This window comes from Desulfonatronospira sp. MSAO_Bac3 (assembly GCF_003838035.1).
In the GTDB taxonomy this organism is placed as follows: domain Bacteria; phylum Desulfobacterota; class Desulfovibrionia; order Desulfovibrionales; family Desulfonatronovibrionaceae; genus Desulfonatronospira; species Desulfonatronospira thiodismutans.
This window is the reverse complement of the sequence record NZ_QYZY01000057.1, coordinates 12,617-31,327: the sequence shown is the minus strand read 5'-3', so window position 1 is coordinate 31,327 and position 18,711 is coordinate 12,617. Positions and strand designations below refer to the sequence as shown.

The 18,711-nt window shown below is 53.5% G+C and carries 18 protein-coding genes; 8 read left to right on the top strand and 10 right to left on the bottom strand.

The features are described from left to right. Positions 1–225: 225 nt before the first annotated feature. The 8 genes from cobM (at position 226) to D5S03_RS01880 (ending at position 9,002) form a co-directional block, all read left to right on the top strand. Positions 226–1,002 carry a precorrin-4 C(11)-methyltransferase gene (gene cobM, locus D5S03_RS01915; RefSeq protein WP_008871222.1) on the top strand — a complete coding sequence of 259 codons (777 nt, stop codon included), beginning with the start codon at positions 226–228 and terminating at the stop codon, positions 1,000–1,002. 1 nt (position 1,003) lies between these two features. Then, complete coding sequence (locus D5S03_RS01910) at positions 1,004–2,038, top strand: cobalt-precorrin 5A hydrolase (protein WP_287042521.1); 1,035 nt, start codon at positions 1,004–1,006, stop codon at positions 2,036–2,038. Beyond that, the gene (gene cobJ, locus D5S03_RS01905; RefSeq protein WP_083804021.1) at positions 1,939–2,799 is read left to right on the top strand and encodes a precorrin-3B C(17)-methyltransferase; all 861 of its coding nucleotides are present in this window, start codon (positions 1,939–1,941) and stop codon (positions 2,797–2,799) included. The genes D5S03_RS01910 and cobJ overlap by 100 nt, the downstream gene beginning before the upstream one ends. A 448-nt stretch (positions 2,800–3,247) precedes the next feature. Next, positions 3,248–4,933: an energy-dependent translational throttle protein EttA gene (gene ettA, locus D5S03_RS01900; RefSeq protein ID WP_008871225.1), complete on the top strand. Its 1,686-nt coding sequence runs from the start codon at positions 3,248–3,250 to the stop codon at positions 4,931–4,933. 41 nt (positions 4,934–4,974) lie between these two features. Continuing rightward, the gene (locus D5S03_RS01895; protein ID WP_008871226.1) at positions 4,975–6,114 is read left to right on the top strand and encodes an MlaE family lipid ABC transporter permease subunit; all 1,140 of its coding nucleotides are present in this window, start codon (positions 4,975–4,977) and stop codon (positions 6,112–6,114) included. Positions 6,115–6,346: 232 nt separating this feature from the next. Continuing rightward, on the top strand, positions 6,347–7,129 hold the full coding sequence (locus D5S03_RS01890; RefSeq protein WP_008871227.1) for an ABC transporter ATP-binding protein: 783 nt from the start codon (positions 6,347–6,349) through the stop codon (positions 7,127–7,129). Beyond that, entirely contained in the window at positions 7,126–8,250 is a 1,125-nt protein-coding gene (locus tag D5S03_RS01885; protein ID WP_008871228.1) for an MlaD family protein, read from the top strand. Before D5S03_RS01890 ends, D5S03_RS01885 begins: the two co-directional genes overlap by 4 nt. After that, positions 8,247–9,002: an ABC-type transport auxiliary lipoprotein family protein gene (locus D5S03_RS01880; RefSeq protein ID WP_008871229.1), complete on the top strand. Its 756-nt coding sequence runs from the start codon at positions 8,247–8,249 to the stop codon at positions 9,000–9,002. Before D5S03_RS01885 ends, D5S03_RS01880 begins: the two co-directional genes overlap by 4 nt. 5 nt (positions 9,003–9,007) lie before the next feature. On the opposite strand, the gene D5S03_RS01875 is transcribed toward D5S03_RS01880, so the two are convergent. The 10 genes from D5S03_RS01875 to D5S03_RS01830 form a co-directional block, all read right to left on the bottom strand. After that, a complete protein-coding gene (locus tag D5S03_RS01875) occupies positions 9,008–9,319 on the bottom strand; it encodes a helix-turn-helix domain-containing protein (RefSeq protein ID WP_008871230.1) in 312 nt (103 codons plus the stop codon). Continuing rightward, positions 9,320–9,670: a type II toxin-antitoxin system RelE/ParE family toxin gene (locus D5S03_RS01870; protein ID WP_287042520.1), complete on the bottom strand. Its 351-nt coding sequence runs from the start codon at positions 9,668–9,670 to the stop codon at positions 9,320–9,322. A gap of 111 nt (positions 9,671–9,781) precedes the next feature. Beyond that, positions 9,782–10,369 (bottom strand): DedA family protein, encoded by a 588-nt coding sequence (locus D5S03_RS01865; protein WP_008871232.1) that lies wholly within the window; start codon positions 10,367–10,369, stop codon positions 9,782–9,784. Between the two features lie 12 nt (positions 10,370–10,381). Next, on the bottom strand, positions 10,382–11,245 hold the full coding sequence (locus tag D5S03_RS01860; RefSeq protein WP_008871233.1) for an undecaprenyl-diphosphate phosphatase: 864 nt from the start codon (positions 11,243–11,245) through the stop codon (positions 10,382–10,384). After that, positions 11,242–12,366 (bottom strand): cobalt-precorrin-5B (C(1))-methyltransferase CbiD, encoded by a 1,125-nt coding sequence (gene cbiD / locus D5S03_RS01855; RefSeq protein ID WP_287042519.1) that lies wholly within the window; start codon positions 12,364–12,366, stop codon positions 11,242–11,244. The genes D5S03_RS01860 and cbiD overlap by 4 nt, the downstream gene beginning before the upstream one ends. A 95-nt stretch (positions 12,367–12,461) precedes the next feature. Further along, complete coding sequence (locus tag D5S03_RS01850; protein WP_008871235.1) at positions 12,462–13,076, bottom strand: precorrin-8X methylmutase; 615 nt, start codon at positions 13,074–13,076, stop codon at positions 12,462–12,464. A 300-nt stretch (positions 13,077–13,376) separates the two neighbouring features. Next, positions 13,377–14,750 (bottom strand): NADH-quinone oxidoreductase subunit N, encoded by a 1,374-nt coding sequence (locus D5S03_RS01845; RefSeq protein WP_287042543.1) that lies wholly within the window; start codon positions 14,748–14,750, stop codon positions 13,377–13,379. Positions 14,751–14,877: 127 nt separating this feature from the next. Then, entirely contained in the window at positions 14,878–16,500 is a 1,623-nt protein-coding gene (locus D5S03_RS01840; RefSeq protein WP_287042518.1) for a complex I subunit 4 family protein, read from the bottom strand. 165 nt (positions 16,501–16,665) lie between these two features. Further along, complete coding sequence (locus tag D5S03_RS01835) at positions 16,666–18,450, bottom strand: Na(+)/H(+) antiporter subunit D (RefSeq protein WP_287042517.1); 1,785 nt, start codon at positions 18,448–18,450, stop codon at positions 16,666–16,668. Next, positions 18,440–18,694, bottom strand: a complete 255-nt coding sequence (locus D5S03_RS01830) for a hypothetical protein (protein ID WP_287042516.1) — start codon at positions 18,692–18,694, stop codon at positions 18,440–18,442. Before D5S03_RS01830 ends, D5S03_RS01835 begins: the two co-directional genes overlap by 11 nt. Positions 18,695–18,711 lie beyond the last annotated feature (17 nt).

Below are 18,711 nucleotides of genomic sequence, written 5' to 3'. Positions count from 1 at the left end.
GGGGCATAGGGCATGGGGCAGGTGGAGAAACACTGAGGAACAACGATAAAGCATCGGCTTAGCATCTTTAAACTCCAAGACAAAAGTTTAATCAAGACATAAAAACTGCCTCCTGCCCTCATTTTCAACCAGGGCACGGTACAGCTCCCCTCCTTGGCCAAGGAGGGGCCGGGGGTGGTTTTACAAAAAGCAACATTTTTTTAAACTGGAACACATAATACGTACATGACAAATTATCCGATAAAATTCGTAGGCGCCGGACCCGGCGACCCGGAACTCATCACCGTCAAGGGCTCCAGGGCCCTGCAGCAGGCCGACCTGATCATTTACGCAGGCTCCCTTGTGCCTGACGCAGTCCTGCACTGGGCTGGCCATGACGCCCGCAGGATCAGCAGCGCAGACATGCACTTAGAGGACATTGTTGACTCAATGACCCAGGCTCACTTTAATGGTCTTCAGGTAGTACGCCTGCATTCCGGAGACCCCAGCCTGTACGGGGCCATTTTCGAACAGATAAGCGCCTTAGAAAAAGCCCGGGTACCCTTTGAGATCATCCCGGGCGTCACTGCGGCCTTTGCCGCGGCAGCCTCCCTGCAGATAGAGTATACCCTGCCCGAAATCTGCCAGACCCTGATCCTGACCCGGGCCCAGGGCCGCACCCCGGTACCGGATTCCGAGCACCTGCAATCCCTGGCATCTCACAAGGCGGCCATGGCCATATATCTCTCCTCCGGCCTGGCTGAGCAGGTACAGCCCATCCTGCAGGAAGCCTACGGCCCCCGGGCCCGGGCAGCCATAGTCCACCGGGCCTCGCATCCGGACGAGAAGATAATCCGCACCACCGTATCTGACCTGGCCTGGCAGATGCAGGAACACGGCATAAAAGGCCAGGCACTTATCATCATCGGGGCGGCACTGGAAGACAGCCCGCAGCGTCCCGCCTCCAGGCTTTATGACCCGCAGTTCACCCACGGATTTCGTAAAGGCCGGCAAGAAGATTAACATGCAGCCCCGAAATTTTATGGCCATCTGGGCGGTTACCAGCCAGGGCGCAAATATATGCCGCAAAATCGCCAGGCAGTTCCCCGGTGCGCATATATACCTGGGCGACAAAGTAAAAGACCCTCCACCAGAGGCTGCACTTTTTCAGAGCCTGCAGCAGGCGGTAGAAGAAAAATTCGGCCGTTACCGCTCCCATGTATTTGTCATGGCTGCAGGCATTGCCGTCAGGATCATCGCCCCCCATGTAACTTCCAAACTTTCAGACCCGGCCGTACTGGTGGCTGACGACTCAGGAAATTTTGTCATAAGCCTTTTATCCGGCCACATGGGCGGAGCCAACACTCTGGCCCATCAGCTGTCCCGGGTACTGGGGGCGACCCCGGTAATCACCACAGCCACGGACAATGCCCGGGTGCCGGCCATTGACCAGACCGCCCGGCACCGGAATCTCTTCATGGAAAACCCCCAGGCTGTAAAGCAGGTGAGCATGGCCTTTCTGGCCAAAAAACAAGTTGACCGCTTTGACCCCGGAGGCTGGCTGGACAAGGAAGCTGGAGCCTGGACAAACACTCTTGCAGAGCCCCTCTTTACCCGGCATCCGGGGATAATGGTGCATCACCAGATGATCCCGGTCCCGGAGCACATCCTGGTCCTTCGACCCAGAAACCTTTATGTGGGAATCGGCTGCAACAGCGCCACATCCTTTGAGGAAATCCTGGAAGTCCTGCACACGGCATTTGATAAAAACCGCTTGAGTATTCAAAGCATAAACCTTCTGGCCACCATCCGGGAAAAGACCGGCGAACCAGGGTTACTGCAGCTGTCAAAGCACCTGCAAAGGCCCTTGATCGGCATCACCAGGCACATCCTGGACCTGGTCCCGGACGTACCCAATCCTTCCCTGATGGTGCAAAGACACATGGGAGTAAAAAGCGTATGCGAAGCAGCAGCCATAATGGCAGCGGACAAAGGGACCCTGATGGTGCCCAAGATCAAGTCCGGCAACGTGACCGTGGCCGTGGCGTCCTGTACATAGTAGGCATCGGCCCCGGCCATGTCTCCCATATGACCCCGGCGGCTCAGCAGGCCCTGCAGGAGGCTCAGGCCGTGTTCGGATATACTACATACATAGACCTGGTGCGTCCCCTGGTGGAGGACAAAAAAATCGTTTCCACCGGCATGCGCCAGGAGGTGGACCGGGTGCGCAGGGCCCTGCAGGCTGCACGTCAAGGCTCGGTATGCGCCCTGGTCTGCAGCGGCGATCCGGGTATTTACGCCCTGGCCGGGCTGGTATTTGAAATGTGCCGGGAAAACAGCATCCCCATAGGCGACAGCAAAGACAGCCTGAAGCTGGAAGTCATTCCCGGAGTCCCGGCCCTGGGGGCCGGCAGCGCTTTGCTGGGCTCGCCCCTGATGACCGATTTCGCCTGCATCAGCTTAAGCGATCTTCTGACTCCCTGGGAAGCCATTGAAAAACGTATCCAGGCTGCAGCCTGGGGGGATTTCGTCATTGTTTTCTACAATCCCAGGAGCAAAAAAAGAAACTGGCAGCTGGAAACCGCCAGGAAACTTATCCTGGAGCACCGCTCCCCCGGAACACCGGTGGGCCTGGTCACTTCCGCCACCCGCCAAGAAGAGTCCGTAAGCCTTTGCACCCTGGATTCCTTAGACTGCAACCATGTGGGCATGCAGACCACGGTCTTCATCGGCAATTCCAGGACCTTTATCTACGGCAGCCGTATGATCACCCCCAGGGGTTACCATGAAAAATACCAGCTGGAAATGAGGGAAGCATAACTGCTCTTCTTCCTGGCCAGGGGGCAAGTTGTCTGTTCTCCCTGCTTTTTTCGGGGTAAGAGCGGGAACAATCCATGCTGAATATTTACTTAATGCTTTTCATTTGCTGGGATATAAGATAAACAAGCCCCCAAGCAGCTTCAATTTATCAAAAAAATACGTAACTATTCAGCACCTGCGGACCAGAAGCCAGGGTCCGGAGGTTCGGCAAACTGGGCGTAAACTGTTTGAGCGACGTAGGAAGCGTTAATCAAAACCGTAAAACACCGAACCTGATTCAAAGCATGTTATAGGAAATATCCTGGTTATCAAACCCGTGTATAGGTTTTGATTTACGCTTCCTTGGAGCGAGTTTTTACGTCCTGTTTGCCGAATTTCCGGACCACTGGAGCTCATATCATTAAGGTGAACAGATACAAAAATACATCCATATTCAGAGGAAACAAAAATGAGCGATGAACCCAACAAAATAATCTATTCCATGGTCAAGGTAAGCAAACACTTTGACCGCAAACCAGTGCTCAAGGACATTTCACTGTCCTATTTCTACGGGGCCAAGATAGGTGTCCTGGGCATGAACGGCTCGGGCAAAAGCTCCCTCATGCGTATCCTGGCCGGAGTGGACCAGGACTTTGAAGGCGAAACCATTCTGTCCCCGGGATATACTGTCGGTTACCTGGAGCAGGAGCCCCTGGCCAACGAGACCAGGACCGTGCGTGAAATCGTAGAGGAAGGAGCTGCAGAGGCAGTGGGACTGCTCAAGGAATTCGAGGAAATAAACGCCAGGTTCGCAGAACCTATGAGCGACGACGAAATGAATGACCTCATCGAGCGCCAGGGACAGGTCCAGGAAAAGCTGGATGCCCTGGACGCCTGGGACCTGGAATCCAGGCTGGACATGGCCATGGACGCCCTGCGCTGCCCGCCCCCTGAAATGACCCTGGACAAGGTCTCCGGAGGGGAGAAAAGACGGGTGGCCCTGTGCCGCCTGCTGCTCCAGCGCCCGGACATCCTGCTTCTGGACGAGCCCACCAACCACCTGGACGCGGAAACAGTAGCCTGGCTGGAGCATCACCTGCAACAGTATCCGGGAACCATCATCGCAGTCACCCACGACCGTTATTTTCTGGACAACGTGGCCGGCTGGATCCTGGAACTGGACCGGGGCCGGGGCATCCCCTGGAAGGGCAACTACTCCTCCTGGCTGGACCAGAAAAAGGAACGCCTGCGCAAGGAAGAAAAAGCCGAGAGCCAGCGCCAGAAAACCCTGGAGAGGGAACTGGAATGGATTAAAATGTCCCCCCGGGGCAGACAAAGCAAGAGCAAGGCCCGCATCGGGGCCTACGAGCAGATGCTTTCCCAGGACTACCAGAAACAGCACAAGGACCTGGAAATATTTATCCCTCCGGGCCCGCGCCTGGGACAAAAGGTCATCGAAGCCAACGGGCTGACCAAGGCCTATGATGACCGCCTGCTTATAAACAATCTGGACTTTCTCATCCCCCCCGGGGGCATTGTAGGCATTATCGGCCCCAACGGAGCGGGCAAGACAACCCTGTTCAGGCTGATCACCGGAGCCGAACATCCGGACAGCGGAAGCATCGAGCTTGGTCAGTCAGTGCGCCTGGCCCACGTGGACCAGCACCGTGATGACCTTGTACCGGACAAGACAGTGTTCGAGGTCATAAGCGACGGACACGACACTATCAAGATGGGCGGGCGGGAGATAAACGCCAGGGCCTACCTGGGAAGGTTCAACATCACCGGTTCTGATCAGCAGAAAAAAGTAGGTTTACTCTCCGGAGGTGAGAGAAACCGGGTGCAGCTGGCCCGGATGCTCAAGCAGGAGGCCAATGTGCTTCTTCTGGACGAACCCACCAATGATCTGGACGTGAACACCATGCGCGCCCTGGAGGAAGGACTTCTGAACTTTGCCGGGTGCGTGCTGGTCATAAGCCACGACCGCTGGTTCCTGGACCGCATAGCCACCCATATCATGGCCTTTGAGGGTGACAGCCGGGTGGTTTTCTTCGACGGCAACTTCACCGAGTACGAAGCCGACCGCAGAAAAAGGCTGGGCAAAGAATCCGACATCCCCCGCCGTATAAGATACAGAAAGCTCACCAGGGATTAAGCCGGACATCACAAAAGACAACTCAAGACCACCAGTATTCAATGCACCAGACTGCATCAGTCGACAACCGGTCCCTGGACTACACCCTGAAGGCAGACGCCGAGGGGATACTGCACGCAGTGGTCCGGGGACGCATGGAAGCCGGCAGCATCGGCCCCCTGTGGAAGGAACTGGCCTCGAAGCTCAAAAAGAACCGGGCCGGACTTGTCCTGGACGTAGAAAAAGTGGACTACATGGACATGTCCGGACAGGCCCTGCTTCTGCATTTCTCCCGCCAGATGCAGGACAGAAACCTTTCTGTGGAGGTCAGGGGGCTGCGTCCCGAACTCAGGGAGATCCAGGAAGAGATTGACTGTTTCGATTGCCGTCCCAGGCCCATGCAGCGCAAATTATCGGCTCTGGAGGAACTGGGCCGGGCAGCGGTCAACCTGGGTCGGGATACCAGGCAGTTTTTCTCCTTTGTGGGCGAATTCGTGTCTTCCTTTGCCTACAGCCTGACCCATCCGGGGACCGTGCGCTGGAAGGATGTCCTCTCGCACATGGAAGCAGTGGGCGGCCGGGCGGTTTTTATCATTGCTCTAATGGGATTTTTAATAGGAGTGATCATCGCCTTTCAAACCGCCATTACCCTGAGGGCATTCGGGGCGGAGATCTTCGTAGCCAAGCTTCTGGGCCTGTCCATTGTCCGGGAACTGGGCCCCCTGGTCACAAGCATAATCCTGGCCGGGCGGTCCGGATCGGCCTTTGCCGCTGAAATAGGGACCATGAAGACCAACGAGGAGATAAATGCCCTGCAGACCATGGGTTTAAGCCCAGTGCGTTTCCTGGTGGTACCCAGAATGCTGGCGGCCATGCTGGTCACTCCGCTTCTATGTATTTTCTTCCTGCTCTTCAGCTTCATCGGCGGGGCCCTGGTCATGCTTTCCATGGATTTCACCCTGACTACTTACATACACCAGCTGAAAACTTCCGTGGGCATGACTGATTTTTTGGGCAGCATGGTCAAAGTTTTTGTCTTCAGTATCCTTGTAGCCTGGATAGGCTGCGTGCGGGGACTGCAGACCGGCTCCGGGGCCAGTGCGGTGGGTCGTTCCACCACCAGCGCCGTGGTCAGCGCCATAGTCCTGATAATCCTGGCCGACGGCATCTTTGCGGTTGTCTATTACATGCTGGGGATATAAAATAATCGGCAAAAAGACAGGGTCCGGGGGTTCGGCAAACTGGGCGTAAACTGTCTGAGCGACGTAGGCAGCGTTAATCAAAACCGTTAAACAACGAAATTAATTCAAAGTATGTAATAGAAAATTTTCCAGTTGATAAAAACTTGTAGAGGTTTTGATTTACGCTGCCTTGGAGCGAGTTTTTACGTCCTGTTTGCCGAATCCCCGGACCACTGGAGCATATACAAATATTATGGTGAACAGTTATAATGTGCCATCACCCACTGAGCACCCGGTATGCGTGCGCAACCTGTATATGGGTTTTCCGGGAGAGACCCTCCTGGAGAATGTTTCCTTTGATGTATACACCGGGGAAATTTTTGTCATCCTGGGTGGCTCAGGCAGCGGCAAGAGCACCCTGCTAAAACACCTGATAGGACTTTATTCTCCCCTGGACGGGGAAATCTTTGTCCACGGCCGCAACCTCACCCGGGCCACGCCCACTGAAAAAACGCAGATCATGAACAGCATAGGCATCAGCTACCAGAGCGGGGCACTGTTCGGCTCCATGACCCTGCTGGAAAACGTGCGCCTGCCCCTGGAGGAATTCACGGACATGCCCCTGGAGGCCATGAATCTCGTCTGTCGCCTGAAGCTCTTCCAGGTTGGCCTGGAAGGATACGAAAAACACATGCCCTCGGAAATAAGCGGCGGAATGCAGAAAAGAGCAGCCATAGCCCGGGCCATGGCCCTGGACCCGTCCATACTTTTCCTGGACGAACCATCAGCCGGACTGGACCCTCTGACCTCGCTGGATCTGGATGAGCTTATCCTGAGTATAGCCCGGACCCTGAAAATTACCTTTGTCATCGTCACTCACGAACTGGACAGCATCTTCAAGATCGCCGACCGCATGATCATCCTGGATAAGCGCAATAAAAACCTTGCAGCCCAGGGCAGCCCCCTGGAGCTGAGCCGCACCCATACGGACCCCTGGGTGCGCTCATTTCTTAAACGGGAGAAAATCGCCCAATGAGTACCCAGCCCAACTATTACACCATAGGCATCTTCGTAAGCATAGGCCTGGCCCTTTTTCTGGGGGCCCTGACCGTGCTGGGAACCGGTGCCCTGTGGAGAGAAACAGTAACCGTTGAGACTTACCTGGATGAATCCGTCCAGGGCATTGACAGAGGCTCCCAGGTCAAAATGCGCGGAGTTACCGTGGGCCGGGTGGACGAGATAACCTTTGCCGGACTCAAGTATCCCGGGTCCGTGGATCCCGGAGACCGCTACGTCCTCCTGAAAATCAGCCTGGAGCTGGACGAATTCGGGGTGCCGGACCAGGAAGCCTTTGAGAGGTTTCTGGAGCAGGAAATTCAGAAGGGGCTCAGGATCAGGCTGTTGCCCATGGGCATAACCGGTGCAGCCTATCTGGAGATGGACTACGTGGACCCTGCGCGCCATCCCCCTCTGCCCGTAAGCTGGGAACCCAGGAATCCTTATGTGCCCTCTGCTCCCGGCACATTCGCCCGCCTGGAGGAGACCTTTGAGTCCCTGGGCAACACCATGGCCAAGATAGAAGAAATGGATATTCAAAAGACTCTGAACCACCTGGACCATCTTATCCAGAGCCTGGACAAGAGCGTGCAGTCCTTTGACCTGGCCGGCATATCCGCCAGGGCGGAGGTCTTTATTGAGGAGTTAAGGGAAACCAACCGTAAAATATCCGGGCTCATCGGACCACTGGAGGACCCGGAGGAAAAGCGGACCGATCTGCATGCAGTGCTCAAGGATTCCAGACAAATCCTGCAGAAGGTGGATAAAGGCCTGGACCGGTTGCAGATAGACAAGGAAGGGGGGGCTGCGGATCAGATAGCCCGGACCCTGGACAACCTGCACCAGGCCTCAAAGACTCTGCCCGAAACCATGGACAGCATAGACGTCACCGCTGCCAGCCTCAAGGAGAGCAGCAAGAGCGTGGAGCGCCTGAGCAGCAGAAGCTACACCATGCTCAGGTCCCAGAACGAGGAACTGCGAAGACTTCTGCAGAACATGCAGATCATCAGCGAAAACCTCCTGGATTTAAGCCAGGATGCCAGAAAATATCCCTCATATATCTTTTTTGGAGATAAACCCCTGGAGAGCGAGATAAAATGATGACCAACAGCCAGAAACTCCTGCTCTGCCTGCTGTGCCTGCTTCTGCTGGCCATAGCGGCCTGCGCCCCCAAAAAGAAGCCGCCGGAAAGAAACTTTTTTGTCCTGGAAACAAAAAGACAGGCAGGCGAAACCTGGGATGAGCCCAGAGGAATACTCAGCGTTCGCGGCTTCGATGTCTCCCCGGGCTTTAGGGGCAAGGAGATTGTCTACAGAACAGAGCGCGGCCGGAGCCAGTCCGACTTCTACAACCAGTACTTCATTTCCCCGGGGCCCATGCTCACAGACGTGAGCAGGCAGTGGCTGGATGACTCGGGCATGTTCGAAGCAGTCATATCCATGGGCAGCCACAAGGAAGCGGACTATATCCTGGAAGGATCAGTGACCTCGCTTTACGGGGATTTCCAGGAAGGGGATGAGCCGGCATCCGTTCTGCGCATGCAGTTTCTGCTCCTTGAGGATGACCGGCTGGATTACCACATGCTCATGCACCGCACATATAAAGAACGGGTCACCCTGACCGGTTCGGGAGCAGAGCACGTGGTCCAGGGTCTAAACAAGGCCTTGACCAGGATACTCACCAGGCTGGAAAAGGATATGGCCGCGGCCATGGAAAACAGACGGCAATCCCGGCATCCAGGGGGCTTTTTTCTCAAAAATGCCCCGGTTGGTTTGCCTCTCCTGGATATCGGTGATGAAGAGCTGTCTTTCTATAGCTGGATGATTAAAACGAGCAGTACGATACAGAACTGAAGGCTCTAATGCTGTGCTTCTTCAGGATGCAGGTCTACCAGGGAGATGTCCAGTCTTTTTCCCAGGACAAGCGCAGCCTTGTTGATGGTATGCAGGGTAATGTTGGAGGATTCATCGCTTAGCAAGCGTTCCAGGCTGGATCTGCTGGTACCCATTTTCCGGGCCAGCTCCGCTTTTTTAATGTTTTCTTTGTCCATGAGTACTCTGATCTGGTGCGAAATTGTCTTTTTCAGAGCCATGAGCTGAACTTCTTCGTAGATGCCTTCTTCCTGCAGGAATTGATCGAATGGTTGGCCCATATGTTTTGAGGCAGTCATTTATATTTCCTCCATCTCTTTTTTTCGTTTTTTAGCCAGGTCAAGTTCCTGTCTGGGAGTCTTGCGGGTTTTTTTGATAAATCCGTGCAAAAGCACCATCTGTTCCTCTTTGATAAAGAAAAGAACTCTGGCGGTTCTGCCGCCGGTCATGCGGCTGCGCACTTCAAATATGCCGTCTTCCAGGGATTTGCACTGTGAAGGGCCTGCTGGCCAGTTAAATTCCAGGTTGGCTATGTCTGACCCGATCTCTATCTTGTCCTGCCTGTTCAGGGACAGCAACCACTCTCTTACCGGCATTGAGCCGGAAGTTGTGGCATAGAACCTGGCAACAAGAACCTTTTGTCTTGGCATACCTACCTCATGTACCGTTTAAGGTACTTCAGGTCAACATAAGGTTTTTGCATTTTTTGCTAGATTCCCGGCATCCATACATGTACTGATCTGCCATCAAGGCTCTATGCCTTAGCTGTTCATCATCCTTTTGACTATATTTCTGCCTACCAGCCAGAATACGAAGAGGATGACCGCACCTAAGCATATGGCCGCGTATAGTCCGAGCAGTTTGTTTATAGCCTCAGCATGCATCCAGAAGAAATAAAAGGCATACCCTACAAATACATTCCAGACAAACGTACCCATGAAAGTGTAGATCAGAAAACGCCTGAAAGGCATGCGAATGATTCCAGGCGGGACTGACACCAGGCTCCTGATGGTGGGGGCCATGCGACCGAAAAAAACCACCCAGTGCCCCTTTCTTTCAAAAAAATCAAATACCTGTTCCAGATCGTCAACTTTAACCAGGTAATACCGCTGCGCTCTCCCAGCCAGATAAAAAAGTCTCTCCCGGCCCAGGAGCATGGACAGAAAATATATGCATACAGAACCGATGCTTCCCCCGATACTCACCAGCACTATGATCAAAAATACTGTCAGCAGGGGCTGATCCGCCATGGCCGCGGTAACAAAGAGCACGGCTTCCGGGGCCAGAAACAGGCTGGATATGAAGATTAGCCAGTAGTTCTGGCCAAAGGCGGCTATGGCTTCTTCCATATTTGCAAAACCCTAAATGGACAGATCCAGCAGACCGGAGAGGATGGCTGCAGCCAGAAGCCAGACATAAAAAGAAAACACCTTGAGCCTGGCCTTGTACAGGAAATAGACCACCAGCTTCAGGGAAACTATCCCCACCAGAGCGGCCACCACAAACCCCATAATCAGAGCAGCCGGGCTCACTTCTCCCAGCCCGCCCAGTCTGAACACTTCCACCCCCTGCAGAAGAGTTGCCGCACATATGGTGGGAATGGCCAGGAAAAAGCTGTACTCTGCTGCCCAGCGCCTCTTGAGCCCGGTGAAGAGGGCAAAGACAATGGTCATGGCGCTGCGGGAAAGACCGGGCATCAGGGCCATACCCTGGGCCAGGCCGATGACCCCGGCCACTCCAGCGTTGATCTTTTTAAGGCCCCTTCGCCTGGGCTTCAGACGGTCAGTCCACCACAGCAGAGCCCCGGTGAGAATCAGGGTCACCCCGACCATATACGGGGTTGCGAATATATGCTCAAAGGCGGCCTTGAAGGAAAGACCCAGCACTCCGGTGCACAGAACGGAAAACATGCCCAGAAGAAAAAGGCGGGGATAAAGAATGGAATTCTCCCGGCCCCCTTTTTTGGCCCAGGCAAATGACTGCTGCACGCATCTGACGCAGAATACCTTCAGGCTGGACCAGAAAACCACAACAATGGAAACCAGGGTGCCCACATGCACCACCAGGTCAAAGAGAATCATCTCTGGTGAGTCCGGCGGGGGCAGCGGATGGTCGTGGCGGATGAGCCAGTGCTGGGCAAGTACCAGGTGGGCCGTGGAACTAACCGGCAAAAACATGAATATGCCCTGTATGACTCCAAGCAGTGCGGCAACAAAAAGGGTCATGTCATCTCCCGGGTACTTATCTGCTTCAGTGCGCCGCTGCTGTCTGCTGTCACCCGGCCTTCAAAATCCAGAAGCACCGCCCGCACATTTATCCCCCCGCCGGCAAAGGCCCGGGCCTGCTCTGCCATTAACTGCACAACCCTTTCAAAAATTTCCGGGCATTCATCCTGGAGCATAAAAAAAGCCTCTCTCGCTGTATTGGCACCGGCCACCCTTTGGGACAATTCTGCAGCACTGCATATCTCCAGCACCATCCGGCCAAGATCTTCCAGGGCCAGGCGCGATCTGGCCGCATGGGTATGGGGCGCGCCCTGGGCCATCTTCACCGCCTTGCCGAAAAATACCACCAGGATGGCTTCTTTGTGTCCTTTACGTGCGGCCCGCTTCATGCTTTCTGCAAAATAATCCCCGATCTGGACAAAGCCTTCCTCTGCCAGTTCCGGAAAAATTTCCTGGGCAAAGCGCTCCGACCTTCGGCCCGTGGTGCACACCACCCTGTCCAGACCGCAGGCCCGGGCCACCGAAAGAGCTGAATCAATGGTGGCTATGTAGGCTGCATGAGACATGGGCCGGACCACACCGGTGGTGCCCAGGATGGAAATGCCGCCTGTTATGCCCAGCCTGTGATTAAGGGTCCTTCTGGCAATTTCTTCACCCCGGGGTACAAACACCTCCACCTGCAGGCCATGTTGAACACCCGTCTCTTGAAGCACTTTCTCCAGGTTCTCCCGGATCATGTGCCTGGGGCCAGGATTGATGGCCGGCTCCCCCGGCGCAAGCTCCAGGCCGGGCTTGGTGATGTGCCCGACTCCCTCACCGGCGCAGATGGATATTTCATCGGTGTTTTCCAGCCTGCTTACCCTGGCCCCAATCTCGGCTTTGTTGGTCACGTCGGGGTCATCCCCTGCATCCTTTATCACCGAGCACCAGGCAAAGTCTTTGCAGTCTATCCCGCAGGCATGTACCGGGATTTCCAGATCATCCCCGGTAATAAGCCGCACCCGGACCTGCCCTGGACATGTACCCTGCAGCAGAAGACCTGCCGCAGCCATAGTCGAAGCTGCAGCAGCCGTGCCCGTGGTGAATCCGCTTCGCAGACGGCGCGCTTTCTTTCTACTCATGGTTTTCCGGCAGATGGTGAACCGCTGATACTCATAGGCCGGCAAGTCCTGCATGAAGGAGGCAAAAAAATCCAGACCACTTCTTAAACTCGAAACTATTTTGAGCCGGCCATAATGACCAGGCTGTTGACCACGGCCGCAGCCACGTTGGAGCCACCCTTGCGGCCCAGGTTGGTAATAAAGGGAATATCCAGCCCTGCAAGCTCAGCCTTGGACTCGGCTGCATTGACAAAACCCACAGGCAGCCCCACCACCAGTCCCGGCCTTGCCTTGCCTTCACGGATCAGCAAAATCAGGCGCAAAAGCGCAGTGGGGGCGTTGCCCACCACGTAAATCCCCCCCTGCATGTCATCCAGGGCCATGTCCACTGCAGCCTCGGCCCTGGTCGTTCCTTTTTCCCGGGCCAGGCGGGCAGCATCCGGATCATCCATGTAGCAAACGGCCCTGCACCCCATCCCGGCCAGGTCCTTTTTGCGCAGCCCGGCCAGGACCATGTTGGTGTCAGTGACAATGGTCCTGCCGGACTTGATGGCTTCCACTCCTGACTCCACAGCCAGGGGGTGAAAGCGGATACTTTGCATATACTCAAAATCAGCGCTGGTATGAATCATCCTGGACACCACGGCCCACTGACCTGCAGAAAAGGAATGTCCTCCAGCTTCTGAGGCTATGATCTCCATGCTCTTTTGTTCAATTTCCTGAGGAAGCATTTAGAATTTCCCTTGTTTTATAATAATATCATTACTGCAGCAGTTGCTTTGAAACTTTGCCTTCTGCGGCAGTTAACCAGAGCCTGCGTCGCTATTCTGAAAACATAGGCCCTGCTCATGGCGAAATCAAGCACAAAGTGCCCTGCCGCTACCCGGCCCTGCAACAAAGAATCCTGATGCCTGCACTGGAGGGCAGGATCAGATATCATAAAGAGTGAACAGTTGCCATGACCAGGCAAACAAAAAAGCCCTGCATTCAAACAATACAGGGCTTCTTACATTTCTGTCAGTCTGTGGCTATCAGGACAAAATTCCCTGACTGGCCTGGACCAGGAAGTCGAATATATTCTGAGGCATAACACCGAGATAAAGCACTCCCAGAGCCAGTATCACTGCTATAATCGCCCCGGCCGGACTGAGCTTGATTCTGGAGGGCACCACCTCGTCCAGGGTATAAGCATGTCGTACCAGGTTCAGGTAATAGAATATGGCAAGGGCGGAGTTGAGCACACCAATGATTACCAGCCAGTAGAAACCTTCACCCCAGGCTGCTCCAAACACAAAAAGTTTCCCTATAAATCCGGCTGTGGGCGGCAGTCCTACCAGGGCGAATGCAGACACTGCCAGGACCAGGGCGAGCAGGGGCGAGCTCGAATACAGCCCCCGCAGATCATTTAGATAGACGTTCCTGCCTTCCTGGGAGATACGGGTGATCACCCAGAATATAGTCAGATTCATAACCATATATACCAGTGCATAGTATGACGCAGCAGCCAGGCCGTATGTTCCTCCGGCCACCACGCCCACCACAACGAAACCTGCATGGGAAACGCTGGAGTACCCAAGCATCCTTTTCACATCCTTCTGGTTCAGTGCGGACAGGTTTCCAACAGTCATGGACAGGGCAGCGAAAACACCCAGAAGGACTTTGAGTTCAATGCCGGGATCAAAGCCCATGAGCCGGACCATGATCACTATTGCACCCAGCTTGGGCAGCGTGGCGGCAAAGGTAGCTGTCTCGTTGCTGGCGCCCTGCATGACGTCCGGGGCCCAGAAGTGAAGCGGAAACAGAGCCAGCTTGTACATGAAGGCCAGCAGGAAAAGCATAAGGCCTATAAGGGCCATGGGCTGCTGGGAAAAAGACCAGTCCATGGCCAGCAGTTCGTTTACATAGGTGGTGTGCTGTCCCGCCAGGATGTATGAAATTCCGAATAGCCCCACAGCTGTTGCCACTGCACCGAAGAGTATATACTTGACTGCAGCTTCAACCGATCTTGGGTCCTTGTTTCGAAAGGGAAGCATGATATACAGGCTGAAAGAGGCCAGTTCCAGGGAAATATAAATAGTGAAGAGCTCCACAGTGCTGGAAAGAAGAAGCAGCCCAAAGGCGCTCATGAACATGAAAAAGAAATAGTCCGCCTTGTTGGCCTTTCCCAGTGACCCGACTCTGATGGCATTGGCTGCGCAGACGGCCAGACCCAGAAAGATGATGGTCTTAAAGAACTGGGACAGGCCGTCGATCCTGTAGGACTGATAAAACATAAACTCCGGATCTGTAGTGGAAAAACCGGCGAGTACAGCTCCGAGGATGGCTGCAAATGGTACCCAGGTAATCTTGTCCTTTAGTCTCTGGCTTATGCTCTGGACAAACAGAATTGCCAGCAGAGCCACCATGTACAGTTCAGGAATTATGAGTTGTGGATTGAAGTTAAGCAAGGCCTGTCTCCTTTTTTATACTTCTGCTTCTATTTTAAACCCTGGGTTTTCGGCTTTAAAGCTATTATACCCCGTGAGAGTCGTTTTATCTGTCTACACTGCCGCCGGCAGGATGGTAGCCGCTGCCAATACACGGTTCTTCAGGGTATGCTTCATCCTCAAGAGTCAGATTCTTTTCCTGGAGAAATTCTGCAAGCCTTTGCTCCGCAGCCTGTTCATCAACTTCCATAATATTGACTTTAACTTTGCCAGAGTCGATATAGCCAAGGATTTTTTCTATGGAAGGGCTCATGGTGCTCAAGGCCAGAGTAGGAGCAAGGCCTATATAGGGCACCAGGACCGCCAGAGGAGCCAGGTATATCCATTCCCGCAAATTCAGGTCATGCCATTCTCTGACCTTTGGGGCGACCGGCTCCCCATAACTCATGTACAGCAGCAGTCTCAGCATATAGGCTGCGGCCAGGAGAGCTCCAGGTATTGCCACAAGTCCGATGACCAGGCTGTACTCAAATGCACCTATGAGAACGAGAGCTTCGCCCACAAAACTGTTGGTGCCTGGAAACGCCAGTGACGCGAAGGAAAAGAAGCCCATAAAGAATATATATACAGGCAGGAACTTGGCCACGCCCATATTATCCCTGATTGCAGTGCTGTGGCTGCGCTCATAGATTATTCCCACCATCATGAACAGACCGCCTGTGACAATTCCGTGATTGATCATCTGCAGTATGGCACCTTCCATGCCCCGGATGCTGAAAATGAATATTCCCAGGGTTACAAAACCCATATGCGCTACAGAGGAATAGGCGATGAGCTTTTTTATATCCGACTGTCCCAGGGCCACCAGCCCGCCGTAAATTATTGATACCAGTGAAATCCCGATCATCAGTGGAGCAAAATATACGCTGGCATCAGGAGTGATGGACAGGCAAAAGCGAATGAAGGCGTAAGTACCGAGTTTCAAGAGTACCGATGCCAGGACCACGGATCCGGCGGTGGGGGCTTGAACATGGGCTGCAGGAAGCCAGGTATGAAATGGAAACATAGGGACCTTTACGGCAAAGGCCAGAGCCATGGCCAGAAAGGTCCATGCCTGGAACTGGAATGAAAACTCATGTACTATGAGGTCAGGTATGGAGAATGTACCGCTGTGGATATAGAATGCAATAATGGCTGCCAGCAGCAGGGTGCTCCCCGTGAGAGTGTAAACCAGAAATTTAATTGCGGCGTATATTCGTTCCTTGCCTCCCCAGACTGCAATGAGCAGGAACATGGGCGCAAGCTGTACTTCCCAGCAGATGAAGAAAAGAACAAAGTCAAGGGCCGTAAAAACTCCAATACAGGCAGAGGTTATGATCATCAGGCAGATATGAAATTCCTTGACCCTGGTCTTGATGTATGACCAGGAGCAGAGTACATAGAAGGGCAACAGGGCCACGGTCATTAGCACCAGAAGAAAACTGATTCCATCAACACCTACATAATAGCTGATGTTCCACTGTGGTATCCAGGTATACTTCTCAACAAACTGGAAGCCTGCATATCCAATGTTGAAGCTCAACAAAGGCAAAGCCAGAATTATTTCAATCAGGCCTGCGGCCAGAGCCACCCAGCGCACAGTTGTTTCCCTGCGCAGGAACATTATCAGCACTGACGCCGCAAGAGGAAAGAAAATCAAGGTGCTTAGTACCGGCCAACTAGCATTCATTGGTAAAGTCTCCAACAGTTTAATGCGTTATGATTCAAGGAAAGTACGTTAATTATTCAGGAATCGGCCATCAATGTCAGTTGCGTGTTCATTATGGTGTGCCTGTTTTTTCATGTGCTTCACAATGCTGCGGCACAGCTAAAGCAGTTAACCATGAGCGCTGATTCAGAAGTAATAGAAAAAGACATAAGCAGCCACAATCAACGCCAGGAATACTCCTGCCCCAAGATATTCCTGAATGTTACCGGTTTGAGTCCTGTTGATATTTCTGCCGATTTTCATGACACCGTATGCCGAACCGTCCACAACACCGTCTATGCCCTTGCTGTCAAAGCCCACTGTTTTCCTGGCAGCTCCCATGAGCGCGGCCAGGCCCAATCTGTGGTAGAGATTACCCCAGAAAGAATCGATGGATTCCACTGGATTTTTGGCCAGGGCCATAAACCTTCTGGCGCCTTTGCGGTAAAACCAGTCCATATCAATGGCTATGGTGGGTTCCGGGGTGATCTTCTTCAGGTACAGGAAGAAACCCAGCGCAGTGAACAGAAGAATCTGCAGCACTTCCATGGTGTGGTAAGCGGTGTAAGGCTGGAAGTCTATGGAATGGGGCAGCATATTGTACAACCACGGATAATAGATGCCGATAAAGATGCACAGCACTGAGGCAATGGCCATGGCAGTCATCATGTTCCAGCCCGGATCCTTGGCATTGTCCCATGTTTCCTGGCTGCAATTGTTTTTGCCGAACCAGATGAAATAGGGCACTTTAAGTCCGGTATGCAGAAATGTTCCTGCAGAAGCAAGTGTCAGCAGGAATGCAGCCCAGTACAGGTGATCATCAAAGCTGGCATAAACAATGATGGATTTGCTGACAAACCCGCTGAACAGGGGAAAGGCGGATATGGATAGGCCTCCGATGAGGGTGAACACAAAGGTCCAGGGCATTTTTTTGTACAGCCCGCCCAGTTCTGTAAACTTGCTCTTTCCAGTCATGTACAAAACAGTACCGCAACCCATGAAAAGCAGGCCCTTGTAAAGGATATGGGCATAGGCATGGGCCACTACACCATTGATGGCCAGTTGAGTTCCAATACCCACTCCAGCTACCATGTAGCCCACCTGGCTGATTACGTGATAAGCCAGAAGTCTGCGATGGTCGTTTTCAAGTACCGCGTATACAACTCCGTACAGGGCCATGATGACGCCCAGGATAATAAGTATCTCCATACCTGCGAAGCCCCTGGCCAAAACGTAGACCGCGGTCTTGGTAGTAAAAGCGCACATGAACACTGAACCCATAAACGTGCCTGCGCCGTAGGCGTCAGGAAGCCATGCATGCAGCGGGACTGCCGCAGCATTGAGAATGAAGCCGATCATGATCAGGTAGATAGCCAGGGTGGGTTCAGCCACGTTGAACTGACCAAAGGAAAGGTCACCGGTTGTATTGTAGTGAATTACTATACCGGCCAGCAATACCACTCCTCCGAATCCATGCACCAGAAGATATCTGAAGCCTGCTGCCAGGGATTCGTCTGTGCGGCGGTACCAGACCAGGAAAACCGAAGAAAAGGCCATCAGTTCCCAGAAAACAAAGAGAGTCAACAAGTCGCCGCTGAAGGTTACCCCGAGAGAGCCAGCCACGTATGTCCATGCGGCCATGATCTGCCCGTTTTCCCGCACATGCAGTCCATAAAGGGTTGCAATAATGCAGAAAAGGGTAAAGATATGGGCGAAGACCAGGCTTAACCGGTCTACGTTGCCGAATACCAGCTCCCAGTTCATGAACTGGTATTCGGCGTGTACTCCCTGGCTCATGGTAAGCACGGCCCCAAAGGCCAGGATAGGGACCGTCAGGAGATAAACCGGTCTGGCCTGACCCCTGAAAACAGGCATCAGAAGTACACCCAGAAGCAGGACAGCGGTTGGATGTATCCAGATATCAGTTATCATAGTAGTCCTCCCTGGTCATGATGCCCAGCTTGCCGTACCACTTGGAAACGAGGATAATTATCACGCAGGCTCCGAACCCGAAGATTGACCAGAATCCGGGAAAATGTTCGATCCAGGTGTGAGCTGGAGTTTTGTCCAGGAACAGGGCATCGTAAGCAAGCAGCAATCCCAGTACCAGATAGGACAACTTGACCAGTATGTCGGTCCTTTCTTTTAGATACTCCAGAATTTTGGCCAGATCCATGTCTAAACTCCCTTGAT

Coding starts and splice junctions, on each gene's coding strand:
- cobM (WP_008871222.1), top strand. CDS start 226: ATGACAAATTATCCGATAAAATTCGTAGGCGCCGGACCCGGCGACCCG.
- D5S03_RS01910 (WP_287042521.1), top strand. CDS start 1,004: ATGCAGCCCCGAAATTTTATGGCCATCTGGGCGGTTACCAGCCAGGGC.
- cobJ (WP_083804021.1), top strand. CDS start 1,939: ATGCGAAGCAGCAGCCATAATGGCAGCGGACAAAGGGACCCTGATGGT.
- ettA (WP_008871225.1), top strand. CDS start 3,248: ATGAGCGATGAACCCAACAAAATAATCTATTCCATGGTCAAGGTAAGC.
- D5S03_RS01895 (WP_008871226.1), top strand. CDS start 4,975: ATGCACCAGACTGCATCAGTCGACAACCGGTCCCTGGACTACACCCTG.
- D5S03_RS01890 (WP_008871227.1), top strand. CDS start 6,347: ATGGTGAACAGTTATAATGTGCCATCACCCACTGAGCACCCGGTATGC.
- D5S03_RS01885 (WP_008871228.1), top strand. CDS start 7,126: ATGAGTACCCAGCCCAACTATTACACCATAGGCATCTTCGTAAGCATA.
- D5S03_RS01880 (WP_008871229.1), top strand. CDS start 8,247: ATGATGACCAACAGCCAGAAACTCCTGCTCTGCCTGCTGTGCCTGCTT.
- D5S03_RS01875 (WP_008871230.1), bottom strand. CDS start 9,319: ATGACTGCCTCAAAACATATGGGCCAACCATTCGATCAATTCCTGCAG.
- D5S03_RS01870 (WP_287042520.1), bottom strand. CDS start 9,670: ATGCCAAGACAAAAGGTTCTTGTTGCCAGGTTCTATGCCACAACTTCC.
- D5S03_RS01865 (WP_008871232.1), bottom strand. CDS start 10,369: ATGGAAGAAGCCATAGCCGCCTTTGGCCAGAACTACTGGCTAATCTTC.
- D5S03_RS01860 (WP_008871233.1), bottom strand. CDS start 11,245: ATGACCCTTTTTGTTGCCGCACTGCTTGGAGTCATACAGGGCATATTC.
- cbiD (WP_287042519.1), bottom strand. CDS start 12,366: ATGAGTAGAAAGAAAGCGCGCCGTCTGCGAAGCGGATTCACCACGGGC.
- D5S03_RS01850 (WP_008871235.1), bottom strand. CDS start 13,076: ATGCTTCCTCAGGAAATTGAACAAAAGAGCATGGAGATCATAGCCTCA.
- D5S03_RS01845 (WP_287042543.1), bottom strand. CDS start 14,750: ATGGTGGCTCTGCTGGCAATTCTGTTTGTCCAGAGCATAAGCCAGAGA.
- D5S03_RS01840 (WP_287042518.1), bottom strand. CDS start 16,500: ATGAATGCTAGTTGGCCGGTACTAAGCACCTTGATTTTCTTTCCTCTT.
- D5S03_RS01835 (WP_287042517.1), bottom strand. CDS start 18,450: ATGATAACTGATATCTGGATACATCCAACCGCTGTCCTGCTTCTGGGT.
- D5S03_RS01830 (WP_287042516.1), bottom strand. CDS start 18,694: ATGGATCTGGCCAAAATTCTGGAGTATCTAAAAGAAAGGACCGACATA.